The sequence below is a fragment of the Nocardiopsis sp. M1B1 genome, assembly GCF_052466615.1.
Window position 1 is genome coordinate 5,997,463 of sequence record NZ_CP196194.1, and the last position, 18,609, is coordinate 6,016,071.

The following is an 18,609-nucleotide window of genomic DNA, read 5'->3' on the forward strand; positions in this document are numbered from 1 at the left end:
ATCGCGCGTCGTGTTCTGGCGTTCCCCCCGAAACCCCTCCCATAAGACCGCACTCCTAGCGGAAAATGCACCTGTATGAATGGAAATGCGACTGGCCTATACCGGCCAGAACCTTTGGGAACGTGACATAGCGTCCGCTCCCCAGCGTCGTTTCGGGCGTCCCAACAGCGGCCCTGACCGGCCCCGCCGCCTCCGCCGCCACTACGCTGGTGGGCGTGACCGACGAGATTCAGATCCCCGCGAACCTGCTGCCCTCCGACGGCCGTTTCGGCAGTGGCCCGTCCAAAGTCCGCCCCGCCCAGATCGAGGCCCTGGCCGCCTCCGGCTCCCGCTACATGGGCACCTCCCACCGGCAGAAGCCGGTCAAGTCCCTGGTCTCCCGGGTACGCGCCGGGGTGAGCGAGCTGTTCTCCCTCCCCGACGGCTACGAGGTGGTCCTGGGCAACGGCGGCACCACCGCCTTCTGGGACATCGCCGCGCACGGCCTGCTGCGCGAGAAGTCCCAGCACCTGGCCTTCGGAGAGTTCTCCAGCAAGTTCGCGAAGGTCGCCAAGGGCGCGCCCTGGCTCCAGGAGCCCACCGTCATCAGCACCGACCCGGGCAGCCACGGCGAGCCCGTGGCCGAGGCCGGTGTGGACGTGTACGCGCTGACCCACAACGAGACGTCCACCGGTGTGGCCGCGCCCATCAGGCGCGTGGCGGGCGCCGACGAGGACGCGCTCGTCCTGGTGGACGCCACCAGCGGAGCGGGCGGCCTGCCGGTCGACATCGCCGAGACCGACGTCTACTACTTCGCGCCGCAGAAGAGCTTCGCCGCCGACGGCGGGCTGTGGCTGGCCGTCATGTCGCCCCGGGCCCTGGCCCGCGTGGAGGAGATCGCGGCGAGCGGCCGCTACGTGCCGGAGTTCTTCTCGCTGCCCACGGCCGTCGACAACTCCCGCAAGGACCAGACCTACAACACCCCGGCCGTGGCCACGCTGCTGCTGCTCGCCGAGCAGCTGGAGTGGATGAACGGCCAGGGCGGCCTGGAGTGGACCGTGGCGCGCACCGCCGAGTCCTCCTCGGTCCTCTACGACTGGGCGGAGAAGTCGCCGGTCGCGACGCCGTTCGTCACCGACCCGGCCAAGCGCTCGCAGGTGGTCGGCACCATCGACTTCAGCGACGACGTGGACGCCGCCGCGGTGGCCAGGGTCCTGCGCGCCAACGGCGTGGTCGACACCGAGCCCTACCGCAAGCTGGGCCGCAACCAGCTGCGCGTGGCCATGTTCCCGGCGATCGACCCGGACGACGTGCGCGCGCTCACCGAGTGCGTGGACCACGTGCTCACCGAGCTGTCCTGACCCGTTCGCCCCGCGTTGCACAATGGAGGCCGACCCGCGTCGGGTCGGCCTCCCCCTTTTCCCGGCATCTCGCTTCTCAGGACGGTTCGGCTGTGCGCAGGAACAAGAAGGAACCCCCCATCAAGATCATCTCGCACCGCGGTGCGTCGGGGCACCGCCCCGAGCACACGCTGGCCTCCTACGAGCTGGGGGCCCGGCACGGCGGCGACTTCATCGAGATGGACCTGGTCTCGACCAGGGACGGGAGGCTGGTCTGCCGCCACGAGCAGGAGATCGGCGGGACCACGGACGTGGCCGAGCACCCCGAGTTCGCCGACCGGCGCACCACGCGCACCGTCGACGGGCGCGAGGTGACCGGGTTCTTCGCCCAGGACTTCACGCTGGAGGAGATCCGGACCCTGCGCGCGGTGGAGCGCCTCAAGGACGTGCGCGCGGACAACGCCGTGATGGACGGGACCTACGGGATCCCGACCCTGGAGGAGGTCGTCGAGCTGGCACTGGCGCTGACCAAGGAGCTGGGCCGCCCGATCGGGATCTACCCCGAGACCAAGCACCCCGCCTACCACGAGGCGCAGGGCCTGGAGCTGGAGCCGGTGCTGATCGGGGCCCTGCGTGAGTCGGGGCTGACGGGCCCGGAGCCGCTGGTACCGGTGTTCCTCCAGTCCTTCGAGGCCGAGAGCCTGCGCAAGCTGGCCGTGACGGAGCTGCCGCTGGTCTACCTCATGGGCGCGGAGGAGCACTGGCTGCACCACACCACGCCGGAGGGCCTGGCCGAGGTGGCGACGTTCGCGCACGCGATCGGCCCGGCCAAGAGCCTGGTCGTGCCCGTCGAGGACGGGGTGCTCGGGGAGCCGACCGACCTGGTGGAGAACGCGCACGCGGCCGGGCTCCTGGTGCACCCGTACACGTTCCGCAGCGAGAACCACTTCCTCCCCGCGGAGCTGAGATCGGAAGGCGGGCCGGGCGACTACGGGTCCTTCGCCGCCGAGTACGAGGCCTTCTTCGAGGCCGGGGTGGACGGCGTGTTCACCGACTTCTCCCGGCACGCCTTCCTGGCGCGCGAGCACTTCCTGGACCCGCAGCCCGAGGGGTAGGGGCAGGGGTCAGCCCCGTCGGGCCAGCAGGACGATCGCGACGATGACCAGCGCGGCGACCGCGCCGCCGCCCACGATGAAGGGCAGCGCCCCACGCGTCTCGGGCTCGACGGTCCCGCCCTCCCCCGCGGGGGACTCCTGCGCGGAGACCTCCCGCACCGGGGGCTCCTCGGCGAGGTAGCGGTCCTCCAGGGGGATCCGCCAGACCGGCGCCCCGGGCCCCTCGGTCCCGGCCATGAGGGCGGTGCCGTCGGGGGTGAAGGCGACGGCCTCGCCCTGGTCGGACTCGGGCAGGTCGAAGGCGCCCAGGGAGGAGCCGGGCACGCCCTCGGTGGCGTCGTAGACCGTGGCCCCCCAGTAGGTGCGGACCACGTAGCGGCTGCCGTCCGGGCTGAAGGCGGCGTCGGTGGCGAACAGGGGCGCCGAGTCGATCCGCTCCAGGACGTGCTCGGCCCCGGGTTCGAGGTCCTCGGGCGCCGCGTACAGGCCGCCGGAGAACTCCTTGGACACCACGTACATCCGGCCGTCGCGGGGGTCGACCATCAGCGACTCGGCGTCGCGTCCCCCGTCCTCGTAGGTGAAGGTGAACACCTGCGGGTCGACCGCCGTGTCGGCGAGCGCCTCGGGTTCGGGGAAGCGGTGGACGCTGACGTCGGGCCAGCCCCCGTCGAAGTTGTCGCCGATGTCGGCCACCAGGACCGACGGCGTCCCGTCGGGGGCCTCGGCGACCGTGATCGCCTCCCAGTCGCGGCGGTCCAGGTTCAGCGTGACCGTGGCGAGCGTGCGGCCCTCCTCGTCGACCGCGTACACCTCGTTCAGGTGCTCACCGCTGTCGTTGTGTGTCCACCACACGCCTTCGTGCAGCAGGGAGGGGGCGATTCCGCTGGATTCGGAGATCTTCGGGTCCTGGAACTCGAAGGCGATCTCGGAGCCCTCGGGCCCCTCGCCTCCGCGGGGATAGTCGACACCACCGGTACCGGGGTCGCTCGGGTCCTCGGGGTAGGCCAGGGCAGGGGCGGCCGGGAGGGTCGCGAAGAGGGCTGCGGCGGCAAGAACGAGCGGAGTTCTCATGACCGACATCCTGCCAGGGAACGCCACGGATGGCTTGTACCCGTGCGGTAACGGGCACATTGGGCTTACGGAGCGCCGTTAGGAGGGCACCCATGAGGATCGTCGCCTGTCTCAACGGGGACCGCCGCCCCGGAGCGCACCCCGCCCTGCCCGTGTCCGTCGACCAGGTGGTGGCGGACGCGCACGCGGTGGTGGCGGCGGGCGCGACCGAGCTGCACCTGCATCCGCGCGACCCCACCGGGGCCGAGTCGCTGGCGCCCCAGGTGGTGGGCCCGCTCATGGAGCGGCTGCGCGCCGACGGGCCGCGGGTGCCGGTGTCGCTGACCACGTCGCTGTCGGCGGAGTCCGATCCGTGGCGGCGCTACGACCTGGTGCAGCGCTGGGCCTCGTCGGCGCTGCCGGACTCGGTCACCGTGAACCTGCACGAGGCGGGCTCGGTGGACCTGGCGCACCTGCTGGAGGACCGAAGGATCGGGGTGGAGGCCGGGGTGTGGACGGTGGAGGCCGCGCGCATCCTCGTCGCCACGAAGCTCAGGGTGGCGGCGGTCCTGGTGGAGCCCACTCAGGTCGCGGTGGAGGACGCCCGGCGCAACGCCGAGGCGATCTGCTCCCTGCTGGACCGGGCGGGGGCGAACCAGCCGCGGCTGCTGCACGGGGCCGACGCGACGGCCTGGCCGGTCCTGGAGTCGGCGGTGGCCTCGGGCTACGACATCCGGATGGGGTTGGAGGACACCATGCGGCTGCCCGGCGGCGGGGAGGCGCACGACAACGCGGACCTGATCACGCGCGCGGTGAGCCTGGCCGCCGCCTCCGCGTGACCGGGGTCCGCCGGAGCGCGCACGGAGCGGCCCCGGGGCGGCGAGGGTCCGCCGCACGGCCCCGGCGCGGCCACGGCGCGATCCCGGCGGCGTCCTCCGAGCGGTGGGAGTCAGCCGGGTCCCCCGCCCGTCCCGGCGTCGTCCAGGTGCCGTTCCAAACGGTCGCGTGTGCGGGTCAGGACGTCGATGCGCTCGCGCACGGCCCGGAGCCTGTTCTCGTACAGCTCGACGGCCTCGGCGCACTCGGGTTCGTTGACCAGGTCCAGTGCCAGGCACCCGCGCAGCTCGCGGACGTCGTCCGAGGTGAGCCCGGAGTCCAGGAGCAGCCGGATCCCGTGCACCCGGTTCACCGCCTCGGGCGGGTACTCCCGGTAGCCGTTGGCGGCGCGCTCGGAGGCGAGCAGGCCGCGCTGTTCGTAGTACCGCAGGGCGCGCGTGCTCACCCCGGTCCGCTCGGCCAGTTCACCGATCCGCATTCCGCCTCCCGTGGTCGCCCCCGTCCAGGGTAGGCGCGGAGGCGGGCGGAGTGGAGGGCGCCCCGGTGGGGAAGAGCCGTACGGAGGCGGCCATGACCGCGAGCGCGGCCAGCCCGACACCGGTGGCCGTCACCGCCACCCCGGTGGCGCCGTACCCGGAGAGCGCGGCGCCCCCGGCCGCGCCCGCCGCCGCGACGCCGACGTAGAGCCCGCTGGTGTTGAGCGCCACGGCCTCGGTGCCCGCGTTCCCGGCGAGGCCGAGGATCCGCGCGTTCATGGGGGCGGCGAACCCCCAGGCCGTGAAGCCCCACAGGGCCAGCAGCGCGGCGAGCGCCGCGACCGGGACGGCTCCCCCGCCCAGGAGGCCGAGAGCGGCCAGGAGGGCGTTGGCCGCGACCAGTCCGGCGAAAGCGGCCAGCAGCACGCGGTCCGCGCCCCACCGGTCGGTGGCTCGGCCGCACAGGAGGGTGCCGAGGGCGCCGGAGACCCCCGCGACCGCGAGCAGCGGGGCCAGCGCGGCGCCGTCCGCGCCCGTCAGGGCCCGGGTGAGGGGGGCGATGTAGGTGTAGGCCATGTACCCGCAGCCCGCGCCGACGACCGTTCCGGCCACGCAGGCCAGCACCGCCGGACGGCCGAGCTGGCGCAGCTGGTCTCCGAGACCGCTCTCCCGGGCCCCGGGGAGGCCGGGCAGGAGGAGGGCGGAGACGGCGAGCACCCCCAGGGAGAACAGGCCGACGAAGACGAAGGCCGAGCGCCAGCCGAAGGCGGAGCCCAGAAGGGTGCCGACGGGCACGCCGAGGAAGAGGGCGACGGTGAGCCCGGCCGCGACCGCGCCCATGGCGCGGCCGGTCCGCTCGGGCGGGGAGAGCCGGGCCGCCATGGAGAAGGCCGCCGGGGTCACGGCGGCGGCCACGAGCGCGGTGAGCACGCGCAGCGCCATCAGGACGGCGTAGGAGGGCGCCAGCGCGGTCACCAGGTTGGCCAAGGCGAACAGCCCGAGCCCGCCGAGGACCAGGGCCCTGCGCGGAAGCCGGGCGGTGGCCACGGCCAGCGGAGGAGCGGCGACGGCGTAGGTGAGGGAGAAGACCGTCACCAGCTGTCCGGCCGCGGGGAGGCCCACCCCCAGGTCGCGCGCGATGTCGGGCAGCAGCCCGGCGATGACGAGGTCGTCGGTGCCGATCGCGAAGACGGTCAGCAGCAGGCACACCAGCCAGCCCGGGCCCCGCACGCGGCCGGTGGCGGTCGTCGAGGAGTTCATGGCGGCACGCTAGAACCCTGACGCTGGTGTCAAGGTCAAGCCCGCCGGGGCACGCGGGCCGCCGGTCAGCCGACGAGGGCGCCCAGGAGCACGAGGAGCATGATGCCTCCCAGAACCACGGGCAGCAGCCAGCGCTGCTTGCGGTTGTTGGTGAGCATGCTCATGACGCGCTCCGCTCAGGAGGTCGGGTGGGGTCCGCCTCCCAGCCTAACTCCCAGGTCCGGACGGTTCGGTAGCGGTCCTCCCGCTCCGGTCTGCTCTCCACCAGGTGCGCCTCGCGGACCCGCCACCCGCGGCCGGGCAGTGCGCCCAGCGCGTCGGCGGTTCCGGTGAGGTCGCGCGCGGGACGGCTGCGGGCCACCGTGATGTGCGGCACGTAGGCCCGGTTTTCGACGGGCACGCCGACCCCCGCGGCGGCGGCGCGCAGTCCGTCGGCGAGGGCGCGCAGGGACGCGGTGTCGCCGTCGAGCCCGGCCCAGAGCACGGAGGCGCGGCGGAGGTCGCCGGGGAAGGACCCCCAGCCCTCGGCGGTGATGTGGAAGGGCCGGTGCGCGCGGGCCTCCCGGCCGAGGGCGTCGTCGAGCGCGGGCAGGAGGGCCTCGTCCACCTCGCCGAGGAAGACCAGGGTGAGGTGCCATTCGCCGGGATCGGCCCAGCGCAGACCGGGGGTGTGGCCGCGGCCCCGGTCGACGGCCCGGCGCAGCGCGTGCGCCGTGTCGGGGGGCGGGTCCAGTGCCGCGAACAGTCTCATGGCCCCCATTCTGCCCGGGGGCCGCGGTCTGCCCGGGACTGCGGTCCGCCCTTGGTGTCGGGCCCGTTGCGCGAGGGTCGGCCGGAGCCCTGCCGGGCCCGCTGGCGGCCGGTCCGGCGGGGCTGACACGGGCCCCGAAGGGCCGGGACGGCCGTCCCGGTCGTGCCCCGAGGACGGCGGGGCACGACCGGGGGTCTCAGGCGCGGGTGACCGTGTCCGGCCGGGTCCCGTCCTCGTCCGGGACGAGGCGGACCCGGGTGGAGCCGTCCGGGAGGCGCTCGGCGTCCACCCGCTCGCGCTCCGCCTCCGGGGCCTCCCCACGCTCGCCCGCGTTCTCCGCGGGCCCCTCCTCGGCGGCCTCCGCGTCCGCGGAGGGGCGCCGCCCCGGGAGCACGTCGCGCGGGCGCACGCCCTTGGCCCGGAAGAGCAGGGCGGAGATGACCGTGACGACCACGAGGGTCACCGCGCCGCCGATGACCAGGCTCGTCTCCGGGCCGAAGGCGTCGGCGAGCAGGCCCACCACGGGCGCGCCGATGGGCGCCACACCCATGAACACCAGCAGGAACATGCTCATGACGCGCCCGCGCATCCGCGGGTCGACGCTGAGCTGGAAGGTGGCGTTGAGCGTGGTCACGTACGTCATGAAGGCCACGCCCATGGGCACCAGCACCAGGACGAACGGCACGTAGCCGGGCATGAGCCCCGCGACGACCTGGAGCGCGCCGAAGGCCAGCGACCCGATCAGCACCAGCCGCAGCCGGGGCCGGTCGCGGCGGGCGGCCAGCAGGGCGCCGGCGAGGGCGCCGACGGCCAGGAAGGCGGCGGCCACGCCGAACGCGTCGGCCCCGGCCTCGAACACGTTGTTGACCATCAGCGCGATCTGGTTCTGGCTGTTGGCGCCGAAGAACTGCGTGGCGGCGGCCAGCACCAGCAGCAGGACCAGGTCGCGCCTGCCGCCGATGTAGCGCAGCCCCTCCCGGATCTGCCCCTTGCCCCGGGCCACCCGCTCGGTGGGATTGAGCTCGGAGGTGCGGATCATCGTCAGCGCGAGGATGGTGAACCCGAACGACGCGCCGTTGATGAGGAAGACCGGTCCGCTGCCGATGACGGCGATGAGCAGACCGGCGACGGCCGGACCGGTCACCCGGCCGAGCTGGAAGCTGGCGCTGTTGAGCGCGATGGCGTTGGACAGGTGCTCCCGGTCGACCATCTCCGGGACGAAGGCCTGCCGCCCGGGGTTGTCGAGCACGGTGATCAGGCCGAGCCCGAAGGCGAACAGGTACACGTGCCAGACCTGCGCGGCCCCCGCGGTGGCCAGGATTCCGAGGCCGACCGCGAGCACGCCCATGGCGGCCTGGGTGCACACCAGCAACCTGCGCTTGTCCAGCCGGTCGACCAGCGCCCCGCCCCACAGCCCGAAGAGGAGCAGCGGCAGGAACTGGAGGGCGGTGGTCATGCCGAGCGCGATGCCGCTGCCCCCGCTGAGCTGGAGGACCAGCCAGTCCTGTGCGATGCGCTGCATCCACGTGCCGGGGTTGGACAGCAGCTGGCCCAGGGCGTACAGCCGGTAGTTGCGGTTGGCCAGGGACCGGAACATGGCGATACGCCGCATCAGTCCCTCCCCGCGAGCGCGTGGGGAGGGACTGATGCGGCCATCGGCGGTCGGCTTCGATCCCGGCCGGGTGGACAAAGCGGGCAAATAAGTAAACGGCGTTGACTCATCACTGGAGTCAACGCCGTTCACCGCCGCCGGAATTCCCGGACGGCCGGAAAGCCGTGCCTCAGCTGATCAGGGCGTTGATCGGCGCCTCGGCGAAGTGGACCAGGAAGACCAGCGAGATCAGCCATAGCAGCGGGTGGACCTGGCGCCCCTTGCCCGTGACCAGGCTGACGAAGGCGTAGGTCAGCAGGCCGAACCCGATGCCGTTGGCGATCGAGTAGGTGAAGGGCATCATGATGATCGCCATGAAGGACCCCAGGCCCAGGGCCGGGTCCGTGAAGTCGATGTTGACGACCTGGACCATCATCATGAACCCCACGATCACCAGCACCGGCGTGGCGGCCTCGAAGGGCACCAGGTTCACCAGCGGGGTGAACAGGGTGGCCAGCATCATCAGGGTGCCGGTGACGATCGGCGCGATGCCGGTGCGGGCGCCCTCGCCGACGCCCGCGGCGGACTCGGCGTAGATGGTGGCGACCGAGGCCGAGCCCAGACCGCCCAGGATCGTGCCGAGGGAGTCGGCGGCCAGCACCTCGCGGGAGCCCCGGATGTTGCCGTCCTCGTCGGCCAGGTCGCCCTGGTGGGCGACGCCGACCATGGTGCCCATGGTGTCGAAGAAGTCGGCGAGCAGCAGCGTGAAGATCAGCATGACCACGGTGGCGATGCCGATGTCGGCCCAGCGGGAGAACACGTCGAGACCGCCGTCGGCGAACATGCCGACGAGCGAGAAGTCGGGGACCGCCACCACTCCCCCGCCGGTGGACAGGGTCGGGACCGTCAGGCTCCAGCCGAGGCGGTTGTCGCCGCCGCCGAACAGCGACTCCACGAGGAGGGCGACGGCCGTGGAGACGATGATGCCGATGAGCATCGAGCCCGGCACCTTGCGCACGTACAGCGCGACGGTGATCAGCAGGCCGATGACGAAGATCAGGATCGGCCAGCCCTGGAGGCCGCCGTTGCCGAGCTGGACGGGGGTGCCCTCACCGGCCTGCACGAAACCGGCGTTGACCAGGCCGACCAGGGCCAGGAAGAGGCCCACTCCGACGGCGATGGCGACCTTGAGGCCGGGCGGGATGGCGGCGAAGACCGCGGTGCGGAACCCGGTGAGCACCAGGATCAGCAGCAGCACGCCCTCGATGACGATCAGCAGGAAGACGTCGGACCAGGGCATGACCGGCGCGATGCCGTAGGCGACGACGGCGTTGAGCCCCATGCCCGCCGCGATCGCGAAGGGGTAGCGGCTGACCACACCCATGAGCACGCAGGAGATCGCGGCGACCAGGGCGGTGACGGCGGCCACCTGGGGGATGCCCAGGGTCTCTCCGTTGACGTCCTCGGCCGTACCGATGATCAGCGGGTTGAGGACGACGATGTAGGCCATGGCGAAGAAGGTCGCCAGACCGCCCCGCACCTCGGTGCCGAGGGTGGACCCGCGCTCGGAGACGCGGAAGTAGCGGTCGAGGCGGCCCGACGGCGTCTTGCCGGTACCGCTGGGGGATGGACTTGGAGTTTTCACGTCGTCAGCCTGACCTGGTCGTACTTACTGGACAAGAAGGATTCTGCGTCAGATTAGTTGCATGTTCACACAACACCGAACACGCGTTTCCCTGGTTTTTCGTAGGAAAGACCATAGGTCCGGAGGATCGGCTCTTGGGATGTGACGAATCCGTCCCCGCGCGGCGGGGCCGAACGGGGCGCGCCAGCCCCCTCGCCGGTGTGCGCGCCGCCTCCCCGTGCGCGCAGACCCCGCCCTGCGGTGAGCGGATAGCCTGGAACCGTGCGCAAACCTCGTCAGCCCGACCCGGACGTCCACGAGAGCGACTACCGCGTGCCCGCCGCGATCGGCACCCTGGCGTGGACGGTGGCGCTCGTGGTCCTCATCGCCATGGGCGACGGGCTGCCCGCGTCCGAGCGCTGGTGGATCGGCGTCTGCGTGACCGGCATCGTGCTGGGCGTGTTCGGGTTCCTGTACATACCCCACCTGTTGCGCAGGCGCTCCGACGCCGCCGACCGCCGGGCCGACCACTCCTGACCAGCGCCGGGCACCCCCCGGCGGGGCACCGCGGTTCTGCCCGATAATGGGCGGGTGTCTGAGACGAGATTTCCGCGCGGTCTGGCCGAGCGACTCCGCGGCATCCTCATCGACGCCGACTACACCGTGTCCGGCGTCCGCGACCGCCTCGGCGACGCCGCCGCGCGCGCACTGGCCCGCGAGGAGCTGGTGCCCGCCCTGCGCGCCACCGGCGGCGACGAACGGCTCGGACTGCTGCTGCGCCTGTGGTGGCTGCGGTCGTCCATCCCCGCGCGCGCCGCGCGTTCGATCCTGCCCGTGGACGAGCTGGCCGAGGCCGGGCTGGTCACCGTGGAGGAGGGCGGGAGCGGGCCCGTCGTGCGCGCCCTGGTGCACCTGGGCCCCTGGGAGCTGGAGGACGGCAGGCCCGGGTTCGTGGTCTCCGACCCCAAGGTGCGCCCCGGCAGCGGAGCGGTCCCCTCCCCCGACCACGTGGTGGGCGCGGGCGGCGCCTCCTCCACCCTGTCCCAGCTGATCGTGGACGGACCGGTGGAGCGCGCCCTGGACGTGGGCACCGGCTGCGGGGTGCAGGCCCTGCACCTGGCCTCGCGGGCGCGCGAGGTGGTGGCCACCGACCTCAACCCGCGCGCCGTGCGCCTGGCCGGGATCAGCCTGGCCCTGTCCGGGGTCGCCGACGCCCGCCTGGAGCAGGGTTCGCTGTACGAGCCGGTCCGGGGCGAGCGCTTCGACCTGATCGTGTCCAACCCGCCGTTCGTGATCACCCCCGACTCCTCCCGGTACACCTACCGCGAGTCGGACCTGCCCGGCGACACCGTGTGCGCCGAGCTGGTGCGGCAGGCCCCGGCGCACCTGACCGAGGGCGGCTGGTGCCAGATCCTGGCGAACTGGGTGCACCGCGACGGCGACGACTGGGAGGACCGGGTCGGCGGCTGGGTGACCGGGACCGGGTGCTCGGGCTGGGTGGTCCAGCGCGACGTGCAGGACCCCGCCGAGTACGTGGAGCTGTGGCTGCGCGACTCCTGCGAGCACGGCACCCCCGAGTACACCCGCCGCTACGACGCCTGGCTCGACTACTTCGAGCGCGAGGGCATCAAGGGCATCGGGTTCGGGTGGATCTGCCTGCGCAACGACGTCGCCCAGGACGCGACCGTGCGCGTGGAGGAGCTGCGGCACGAGATCGAGCGGCCCGTGGGCCCCTACCTGCCCGACGTGGTGGACGGGGCGATGACCGCGCTGCGCCTGACCGACGCCGCGCTGCTGTCCGCGCACGTGGCGCTCGCACCGGGCGTGGTGGAGGAGAGGGTGGGCCGCCCCGGCGCGCCGGACCCGGAGAAGATCCTGCTGCGCCAGCGCGACGGCCTGCGGCGCGTGGCCCGCGTGGGGACGGTGGAGGCCGCTCTGGCGGGGGTGTGCGACGGCACCATGCCGGTGGGCCCGCTGCTGGACGTCATCGCCGAGCTGATCGGCGAGGACCCCGCGCTGGTGCGCGAGCGCACTCCCGACGCGCTGCGCACCCTCATCGCGGAGGGGTTCTTCCGGGTGGCCCGCTGACCGGGGCCGTCCGGGCGGACGGCCCCGGCGGGCTCAGGCCCCGGGCTCCGCGGTGAAGAAGGCCACGGTCCGCTCCGCCGAGGCCCGGGCCTCCTCCGGGTCGGCACCGGCGGCGGCGTGCGCCTCGCCCCACAGGCGTCCGCTCTGCTCCATGAACCAGCGGGCCTCCTCGGTCCTGTCCCAGCCCTCCGTCTCCGCCACCGCGTCGGCCCCCGAGGCCAGGTGCAGGCTCAGGCCGAGGAGTCCCATCTCCCAGCCGATGCCGGTGGCGCCGGGGCCGTACTGGGCCCAGAAGTCGTCGAGCGGCGCGAAGTGGGTCAGCGCGAAGCGGGTCCGCCCGTCCGACAGCGCGGTCAGTCGGACCTCCACCTCGCTGCGCCCCTCACCGAACTCCCAGGTCACGCGGAAGGAGTTCGGCGGTTCGCAGCTGAGCACCCGGCCCCCGGCGTTGCCCTCCAGCTGGTAGGCGCCGCCCTCGCGCAGGTCGCCCGTGACCGGCAGGAACCACCGGGGGATGCGTTCGGCGTTGGTACAGGCGTCCCACAGGTCGTCGATCGGCGCGTCGTAGTCCTGGGTCAGCGTGACGGCGGCGTCGGCCCCGGCGCCGTCGAGTTCGACCGTGCGGCCGACCGCGTCGATCTGCTTGCGAACGTCCATGGTGTGCTCCCCTTGCTAGCGGTCCCGTCCCTCGTCGGCGGGCCCTCGGCGTTGGCGCCTTCCCCGGGCCAGTTCGGTCTCCAGTGCCATCAGGTGGGGCTCCCAGCGGGCGGCGAAGCGCCGCAGCCAGGCGTCCACGTCGCGCAGCGGCGAGGGGTCGACCGCGTAGAGCCTGCGGGTGCCCTCCCTGCGCACGGTGGCGAAGCCGTTCTCCCGGAGCACGCGCAGGTGCTGGGAGACGGCGGGCTGTGAGATACCGAACTCGGCCCGTACGACCTCGGTCAGCTCGCCGGAGGAGTGCTCACCCTCGTTGAGCAGCTCCAGCAGGCGGCGTCGGACGGGGTCCCCGAGGACGTCGAAGGCGTGCATGACCTCACCATATAAGTAATTGCCTATATAAGCCAGCGTTGATCGATCAATGCGCTAGCGTTCTCCCATGGTCCGAATCGAGGAACTCGTCCACTACCCGGTCAAGGGATGCGCGGGCACGTCCGTGCGGACCGCCGAGATGACGTCCGCCGGTATCAGGCACGATCGCACGTTCATGGTGGTCGACGACGCCGGGGGCTTCCGCAGCCAGCGCAACGACCCCCGCATGGCGCTCGTCCGCGCGGGGATCAGCGCGGACGGCGCGCGCCTGGACCTGGGGTGGGGCCCCGGTCCGGAGGCGGACGGTTTCGCGCCCCTGGAGGTCGAGGTCGACCCCGGGGGCCCGCGCCTGGACGTGACCGTGCACCGGCAGCCGTTCGTCGGCGTGGACCAGGGCCGCGAGGCCGCGGAGTGGCTGTCGGAGGTGCTCGGCGCGCCCAGCCGCCTGGTGCGGGTGCCCGACGACCACGACCGCCGTGTGGGCGGACTGACCCCGGGCACCAGCGCGTTCGCGGACAGCACCGCGGTGCTGATGACGTCGCTGGCCTCCCTCGACCTGCTCAGCGAGCGCATCCTCGCCCGGGGCGCCGAACCCGTGCCGATGAACCGCTTCCGGCCCAACGTCGTGGTGTCGGGCTGGGCCGATCCGCACACCGAGGACCGCGTCCGCGCCCTGCGCCTGGGCACCGCGGAGCTGGGCTTCGCCAAGGTGTGCGTCCGCTGCGTGGTCACAACGGTCGACCAGGCCCGGGGCGCCAAGGCGGGGCCCGAGCCGCTGCGCACCCTGGCGGACTACCGCCGGGCCCACGGCGGTGTGGCCTTCGGCGCCAAGTTCGCCGTCACCCGCACCGGAACGCTGGCCGTGGGCGACGAGGTGGAGGTGCTCGCCTGGGAGGACGCCCGGGAGGGGGACGCGGACCTGACGGGCGCCTCGGCCTGAACGCCGTCCGCCGCACCCGGCGGGTGCGGCCAGGGGCCCCGCGCCCCCGGAACCGGGGGCGCGTCCTCCGTCGTCGGGCCGGGACCGGAGGCCGGTCGGGGCCTCCGGGCGCTCCCGCGGGCGCCGGAGAGGGCCTCAGTCGTCCAGGTCGGCCTCGGCCAGCAGCCGCGCCGCCGCCCCCGGCTCGCGCAGCGCGTCGGCCAGCACGTGCCTCCTGGACCACTGCCCCGCGCGCCAGCACAGCGCCCGGGCCAGTCCGTCCGTGGTCGAGGCGTGCGCCGAGCCGTCCGCGACGTACCACTCCACCTCCACCCCGTCCACCGTGAGCGTCTGGTGGTGCAGGTAGGTGCGGTCGGGCTCCCCCGCCGGGTCGAGGAAGAGGTCCGCCTCGTCCGGCACCTGGCGCATCTGCCCCGCGGATCCGATCCTTCCCGTCACCGCCTCGCTGGCCAGGTCCAGGTCGAGCACGTCCGCCACGGCCTCGGCCGCCTCGGCCGGAGCGAGCACCAGGGCCCGCTCCTGCTCCTCCAGCAGGGGCAGCAGGTCCGGGGAGTCCACCACGACCGCGTCCTCGGCGTCGGCCACCACGATCGACCCGCCCCGCACGGCCCGCACGCGGGAGGGCGGGGTGACCAGGTCGGCGTCCACCCCGGCCAGGGCGGTCCACACCCTGCGCAGCGACGCGCGGTCCACGTGCCGCTGGGGGTCGGCCAGCCGGGCGAGCAGGTCGTCCGCGCCGTCCGGGTCCGCCAGCACGTCCTCCAGGGTGGTGCGCACGCCCAGCGCGCGGGCGAACTCCGGGTCGACGTCGGCGCTCACCTCGTCGTACAGGCCCACCAGGGCGGGGTCGGCGTCCCCGAGCCGAAGCCCCGCGGGCGCGCTCCCGCCCAGCAGGGCCCGCGTGCGCAGCCACCAGGCGGTGTAGGAGGGCACATCCGTCACACGGCCGTCGGGCAGCAGCACGCGGGTGGGGGCGGTCACCGCCTCGCGCAGCGGCCCCTCGGCGAGCATGGCCAGGGCGCGGGGCCACTGCTCGTCGGCCACGTAGTCCAGGTCGGCGACGCACACCAGCTCCGGGACGACCGGCGGCAGCTCCGGGTCGCCCACGCGTTCGAGGACCTCGTCGGCCCAGTCCTCCAGGCCGTCCGGGCCCTCCTCCCCCGCCGCGCCGTCGAAGACGGAGGCCAGGTCCTCGCCCAGCGCGACCTCCTCGGCGCGGACCGCGGTCAGCTCCCACAGCGCGCCGACCGCGCGCAGGACCCCGGTCCCGTGGCGTTCCACCAGGTCCGGGTGCACGGTGCCGAAGGGGGCGTCGTCCACGAGGAGGTCGGCCAGGGGCGCTCCGGGCACGAGGAGCTCCGCGGCGACCGAGTAGCCGTCCTCGTCGTCGCGCAGGGCCAGCTCGGAGAGCCAGGGCACGTCGGCGGCGCTGATCCCCGAGGCGGCGACCAGGCCGAGCACGGCCTCGGCCACGGGCTCGGGGTCGTCGGCGTCCAGGGAGGCGCGGACGGCGGCCTCGGTGCGCCCGTCGCGCAGCACGGTCGCGGCGCTGGCCTCCACCGCGCCCAGGCGGTTGAGGAGGGGGTGGACGGCCCCGGGGTGCACGACGCGCACGCCCAGGGCGGCCAGGGCGTCCAGGGGCCCGCGCCCGCCCCGGTCGTCCCCGTCCCCTTGTCCGTCCCAGGCGTCCTGGTCGCTCCGGTCGTCCCGGCTGCCCCAGCCGTCCCGCTCGTCTCGGTCGTCCCAGCCGTCGCGCTCGTCACCGCGCGCGCCGTCCGCGGCCGACCAGTCCTCGGAGGGCACCAGCAGCGAACGGGGACCGCGCACGAGCCTGCCGTCGGCCAGCGGGACGGGCAGGGCGCCGAGTTCGTCCAGGTCGGCGCCGCCCCTGCCCGCCCGGTCCAGGGCGGCGTAGAGCGCGGCCCACCAGTGCGGGGGCCGGTCGGTGTCGGCGAGCAGGTCGGCGACGTCGGCCAGCCCGAGGCGGTGGACGCGCAGGGCGGCCAGCGCCGGGTGGCGCGGGCTCCAGCCCCCGGGCAGCAGCGGGGGGACGAGCTCGGACAGGACGCGGACGAGGTCGGTGGCCGGGCCGTCGGTCCCGCCCGGCCCCCCGGTGTCGAGGAGTACCGCGTCGCGCGGGGCGACGGGCGCACCGGCCGCCGTCACCAGGAACGGGGTGTCCTGGAGGGGCTCGGCCACACGGGCTCGGAAGACGGCGTCGACGGCGCCGCCGCCCACACGGGTTCCGGGCACCAGGTCGAGCGACGCCCGGGGGTCGAAGCGCCGCAGCAGGGCGCAGTAGGCCTCGGCGGCCTCCATGAGCAGCAGGTCGGTGGCGGCACCGGGCTGGACCGCGCGCCGGTCGCTGCCCAGCGGGAAGGTGCCGATGAGGACGGCGGGCAGGTCGAGTTCGGTGTCGGTGGGCGTGGGCGCGTGGACCACGGGCTCGACGTCGGCGGGCAGGGCGGCGACCGCGCCGCCCTCGTCCACGGGGACCGCCCAGGTCAGCGACCACGACGTGCGGTCGCGTTCCTCGGTGGGCCGGTCGGCGAGCAGGGCGGGGTCGAAGGAGCCCGAGCGTTCGAGGGTCCGCCAGAGGGTGGTCCGGGTGCCGTCGCCGTCCAGGTGCGCGGTGACCAGGTCTGCCGTTCCGGCGGCCTCCTCGCGGGTGAGGACGCGTTCGGCGCCCTCGACGTCCACGCGCACCTCGACCAGGCCGGGCAGGGCGAGCAGGAGCGCCTCGCCGGTCCGGTCCAGGAGTTCGCGCACCCGGTCGCGCGCGCGGTCGTCGCGCAGCAGGAGGGTGACGACCGTGTCGTAGTCCCCGGAGCCCTCTCCCGTCCCGGCGGCCTCGGACGTCCCACGGCGGGCGGCCTCCGCGGGGAAGGGCAGGCGCAGCATGGGCACGTGCCCGGAACGGTGCTCCACCTCCTGCGCGAGGCCGCTGTGGGCGCCTTCGCCGCCCAGCAGGTCCGTGACCGCGGCGCGGGCGGCCTCGGCGCTGAAGCGGACGGCCGAGCCGCCGGAGTCGACGGTGACGTCGTCGCTGAGCGCCGCCACCGCGGAGAAGCCCACGCCGAAGCGTCCGGCCGAGCCCTGCTCGCCGCGCTTGGTGGAGGCACGCAGCGTGGCCAGCGACTCCACGCCCTCGGCGGTCAGGGGGGCGCCGGTGTTGGCGGCGGTCAGGCGGTGGCCGGTCAGCGTCAGGCGCAGCCGGCCGGGGACGCCCGCGCGGCGGGCGGCGTCGGCGGCGTTCTGGGCCAGTTCGACCACGACCCGGTCGCGGTAGCCGCCGAGTGCGAAGTCCTCCTCCGCGTTGGCGTCCTCACGGAAGCGCGCGGGAGCGTCGGCCCACGCGGCGAGAACGCGTCGGCGCAGCTCGGCGGTGTTGTAGGGATCGGCCACCGAAGCGGTCAGCGGCTCGGCCATGGCGGTTTCCTCCTGCGCTGCGGGCACGCCCGGCACGGTGCACCCGGGGCGGGATCGGATGCGGTAAACCGACCCTAGCCCACCGGAGCGGAGGGCCGGGGCCGGACCGTGCGGCGCGGCGGCACGGCGTCAGGAGGAGGCGGGTTCCGGTCCGGACGGCTCCGGGGCTCGGCGGCCCCGGACGGCAGCGGCGTACACCGGTGCCGGACGGCGTCGGCGCACGCCAGCGTCGGCGCGCGCCCGCGTCAAACAGCGTCGGTACGCGCCCGCGTCAAACAGCGTCGGTACGCGCCCGCGTCAGGAATCCGAGGAGACCAGTTCCAGCTCGGCGGTGTCGTCGAAGACGATGTGGTCGTAGCCCATCTCGTCCACGACGGGCTTGACCGGATCGTTGCGCGTCTCGGGGCGGCGCACCTCGGAGTGGGCTCCGCAGCCGTGGTCCATCGAGACCACGCGGCCGTCGTCGGGGGCGTACTCGTTGGTGCACACACCGAACATCTGGCGCAGCTCACCGGCGAGCGGGGTCATGAAACCGCAGGTCAGGCAGCGAGCGGGCGCGGCAGCCGCGATCGGGCTGCGCGGGCCGCCCTCGCCGTTGTACCAGCGCTCGGCGGCCTGCTCGCGTCCGAACTCCGAGAGCACCTGGCGTCGGCCCAGGCCCAGCTCCCAGATCGCCTGCCGGTCCTCGCCCTCGGCGTCCAGCTCGCTGTCGGGCACCTGGGCGTAGCCGGGGACGAGCCGTTCGTCGTCCTCCTCGGCGGGCAGCAGGTCGCCCACGCCGAGGTCGCCGGGGCGCAGCCGTTCCTTCCAGGGCACCCACTCGGGCGGGGCGAGGGCGTCTTCGCCGGGCAGCAGAACGACCTCGTTCACCGTGACCTGTTTGGCGCGCGAGGCGCGGACCACGGTGACGGCGTAGTTCCACCCCGGGTAGGCGGGGTCCAGGCAGGTGAAGAGGTGAGTGACCAGGCGGGTGTCCTCGACCTGGGGGGCGAGGTGCTCACCCACCCACTCGGGTCGCCCGACCTCGGCGGCCACCGAGCGAGCCAGCTCCACCGCCTCGATACATGCCTTGTCCGGTACAGGAGAACGTCGAGTAGGGCTCA

16 protein-coding genes are annotated in these 18,609 nt (G+C 74.0%); 6 read left to right on the plus strand and 10 right to left on the minus strand.

The features are described from left to right. Positions 1 to 209: 209 nt before the first annotated feature. Positions 210 to 1,340 (plus strand): phosphoserine transaminase, encoded by a 1,131-nt coding sequence (gene serC, locus ACSTA4_RS25990; RefSeq protein ID WP_248772183.1) that lies wholly within the window; start codon positions 210 to 212, stop codon positions 1,338 to 1,340. Positions 1,341 to 1,432: 92 nt separating this feature from the next. Further along, on the plus strand, positions 1,433 to 2,434 hold the full coding sequence (locus tag ACSTA4_RS25995) for a glycerophosphodiester phosphodiesterase family protein (protein ID WP_444961378.1): 1,002 nt from the start codon (positions 1,433 to 1,435) through the stop codon (positions 2,432 to 2,434). A 9-nt stretch (positions 2,435 to 2,443) separates the two neighbouring features. Here the strand turns inward: ACSTA4_RS25995 and ACSTA4_RS26000 are convergent, their stop codons facing one another. Then, positions 2,444 to 3,505, minus strand: coding sequence for a hypothetical protein (locus tag ACSTA4_RS26000; RefSeq protein WP_444961379.1), 1,062 nt, complete (start codon positions 3,503 to 3,505; stop codon positions 2,444 to 2,446). A gap of 92 nt (positions 3,506 to 3,597) precedes the next feature. On the opposite strand from ACSTA4_RS26000, the gene ACSTA4_RS26005 reads away from it, so the two are divergent. Beyond that, entirely contained in the window at positions 3,598 to 4,323 is a 726-nt protein-coding gene (locus ACSTA4_RS26005) for a 3-keto-5-aminohexanoate cleavage protein (protein WP_444961380.1), read from the plus strand. 110 nt (positions 4,324 to 4,433) lie between these two features. Here the strand turns inward: ACSTA4_RS26005 and ACSTA4_RS26010 are convergent, their stop codons facing one another. The 5 genes from ACSTA4_RS26010 to ACSTA4_RS26030 form a co-directional block, all read right to left on the minus strand. After that, positions 4,434 to 4,799 carry a MerR family transcriptional regulator gene (locus ACSTA4_RS26010; protein ID WP_248772187.1) on the minus strand — a complete coding sequence of 122 codons (366 nt, stop codon included), beginning with the start codon at positions 4,797 to 4,799 and terminating at the stop codon, positions 4,434 to 4,436. Beyond that, a complete protein-coding gene (locus ACSTA4_RS26015; RefSeq protein WP_444961381.1) occupies positions 4,786 to 6,057 on the minus strand; it encodes an MFS transporter in 1,272 nt (423 codons plus the stop codon). Before ACSTA4_RS26015 ends, ACSTA4_RS26010 begins: the two co-directional genes overlap by 14 nt. 160 nt (positions 6,058 to 6,217) lie before the next feature. Beyond that, entirely contained in the window at positions 6,218 to 6,808 is a 591-nt protein-coding gene (gene thpR / locus ACSTA4_RS26020; RefSeq protein ID WP_444961382.1) for an RNA 2',3'-cyclic phosphodiesterase, read from the minus strand. 196 nt (positions 6,809 to 7,004) lie between these two features. Next, positions 7,005 to 8,420, minus strand: coding sequence for an MFS transporter (locus ACSTA4_RS26025; protein ID WP_444961383.1), 1,416 nt, complete (start codon positions 8,418 to 8,420; stop codon positions 7,005 to 7,007). 169 nt (positions 8,421 to 8,589) lie between these two features. Then, positions 8,590 to 10,044 (minus strand): NCS2 family permease, encoded by a 1,455-nt coding sequence (locus ACSTA4_RS26030; protein ID WP_444961384.1) that lies wholly within the window; start codon positions 10,042 to 10,044, stop codon positions 8,590 to 8,592. A 261-nt stretch (positions 10,045 to 10,305) separates the two neighbouring features. Between ACSTA4_RS26030 and ACSTA4_RS26035 the strand changes: the two genes are divergently transcribed. Together ACSTA4_RS26035 and ACSTA4_RS26040 are read left to right on the plus strand one after the other, a co-directional pair. After that, positions 10,306 to 10,560, plus strand: a complete 255-nt coding sequence (locus ACSTA4_RS26035) for a DUF2530 domain-containing protein (RefSeq protein WP_212642635.1) — start codon at positions 10,306 to 10,308, stop codon at positions 10,558 to 10,560. A 54-nt stretch (positions 10,561 to 10,614) separates the two neighbouring features. Next, positions 10,615 to 12,111, plus strand: a complete 1,497-nt coding sequence (locus ACSTA4_RS26040; RefSeq protein WP_444961385.1) for a DUF7059 domain-containing protein — start codon at positions 10,615 to 10,617, stop codon at positions 12,109 to 12,111. A gap of 33 nt (positions 12,112 to 12,144) precedes the next feature. On the opposite strand, the gene ACSTA4_RS26045 is transcribed toward ACSTA4_RS26040, so the two are convergent. Both ACSTA4_RS26045 and ACSTA4_RS26050 read right to left on the minus strand, forming a co-directional pair. After that, positions 12,145 to 12,768: an SRPBCC family protein gene (locus ACSTA4_RS26045; protein ID WP_444961386.1), complete on the minus strand. Its 624-nt coding sequence runs from the start codon at positions 12,766 to 12,768 to the stop codon at positions 12,145 to 12,147. 15 nt (positions 12,769 to 12,783) lie between these two features. Beyond that, positions 12,784 to 13,137 (minus strand): ArsR/SmtB family transcription factor, encoded by a 354-nt coding sequence (locus ACSTA4_RS26050; RefSeq protein ID WP_150253877.1) that lies wholly within the window; start codon positions 13,135 to 13,137, stop codon positions 12,784 to 12,786. A gap of 67 nt (positions 13,138 to 13,204) precedes the next feature. Between ACSTA4_RS26050 and ACSTA4_RS26055 the strand changes: the two genes are divergently transcribed. After that, positions 13,205 to 14,077, plus strand: coding sequence for an MOSC domain-containing protein (locus ACSTA4_RS26055; RefSeq protein ID WP_444961387.1), 873 nt, complete (start codon positions 13,205 to 13,207; stop codon positions 14,075 to 14,077). 135 nt (positions 14,078 to 14,212) lie between these two features. Here the strand turns inward: ACSTA4_RS26055 and ACSTA4_RS26060 are convergent, their stop codons facing one another. Both ACSTA4_RS26060 and ACSTA4_RS26065 read right to left on the minus strand, forming a co-directional pair. Next, positions 14,213 to 17,506, minus strand: a complete 3,294-nt coding sequence (locus ACSTA4_RS26060) for a sacsin N-terminal ATP-binding-like domain-containing protein (RefSeq protein ID WP_444964277.1) — start codon at positions 17,504 to 17,506, stop codon at positions 14,213 to 14,215. Between the two features lie 297 nt (positions 17,507 to 17,803). Then, a complete protein-coding gene (locus ACSTA4_RS26065; protein WP_444961388.1) occupies positions 17,804 to 18,559 on the minus strand; it encodes a DUF3027 domain-containing protein in 756 nt (251 codons plus the stop codon). Between the last annotated feature and the right edge of the window lie 50 nt (positions 18,560 to 18,609).

Excerpts from the sequence above, each read along its gene's own strand:
- ACSTA4_RS26010 (WP_248772187.1), bottom strand. The coding sequence starts at position 4,799 with ATGCGGATCGGTGAACTGGCCGAGCGGACCGGGGTGAGCACGCGCGCC.
- ACSTA4_RS26005 (WP_444961380.1), top strand. The coding sequence starts at position 3,598 with ATGAGGATCGTCGCCTGTCTCAACGGGGACCGCCGCCCCGGAGCGCAC.
- ACSTA4_RS26050 (WP_150253877.1), bottom strand. The coding sequence starts at position 13,137 with ATGCACGCCTTCGACGTCCTCGGGGACCCCGTCCGACGCCGCCTGCTG.
- ACSTA4_RS26015 (WP_444961381.1), bottom strand. The coding sequence starts at position 6,057 with ATGAACTCCTCGACGACCGCCACCGGCCGCGTGCGGGGCCCGGGCTGG.
- ACSTA4_RS26045 (WP_444961386.1), bottom strand. The coding sequence starts at position 12,768 with ATGGACGTTCGCAAGCAGATCGACGCGGTCGGCCGCACGGTCGAACTC.
- ACSTA4_RS26025 (WP_444961383.1), bottom strand. The coding sequence starts at position 8,420 with ATGCGGCGTATCGCCATGTTCCGGTCCCTGGCCAACCGCAACTACCGG.
- ACSTA4_RS26060 (WP_444964277.1), bottom strand. The coding sequence starts at position 17,506 with ATGGCCGAGCCGCTGACCGCTTCGGTGGCCGATCCCTACAACACCGCC.
- thpR (WP_444961382.1), bottom strand. The coding sequence starts at position 6,808 with ATGAGACTGTTCGCGGCACTGGACCCGCCCCCCGACACGGCGCACGCG.
- ACSTA4_RS26055 (WP_444961387.1), top strand. The coding sequence starts at position 13,205 with ATGGTCCGAATCGAGGAACTCGTCCACTACCCGGTCAAGGGATGCGCG.
- ACSTA4_RS26000 (WP_444961379.1), bottom strand. The coding sequence starts at position 3,505 with ATGAGAACTCCGCTCGTTCTTGCCGCCGCAGCCCTCTTCGCGACCCTC.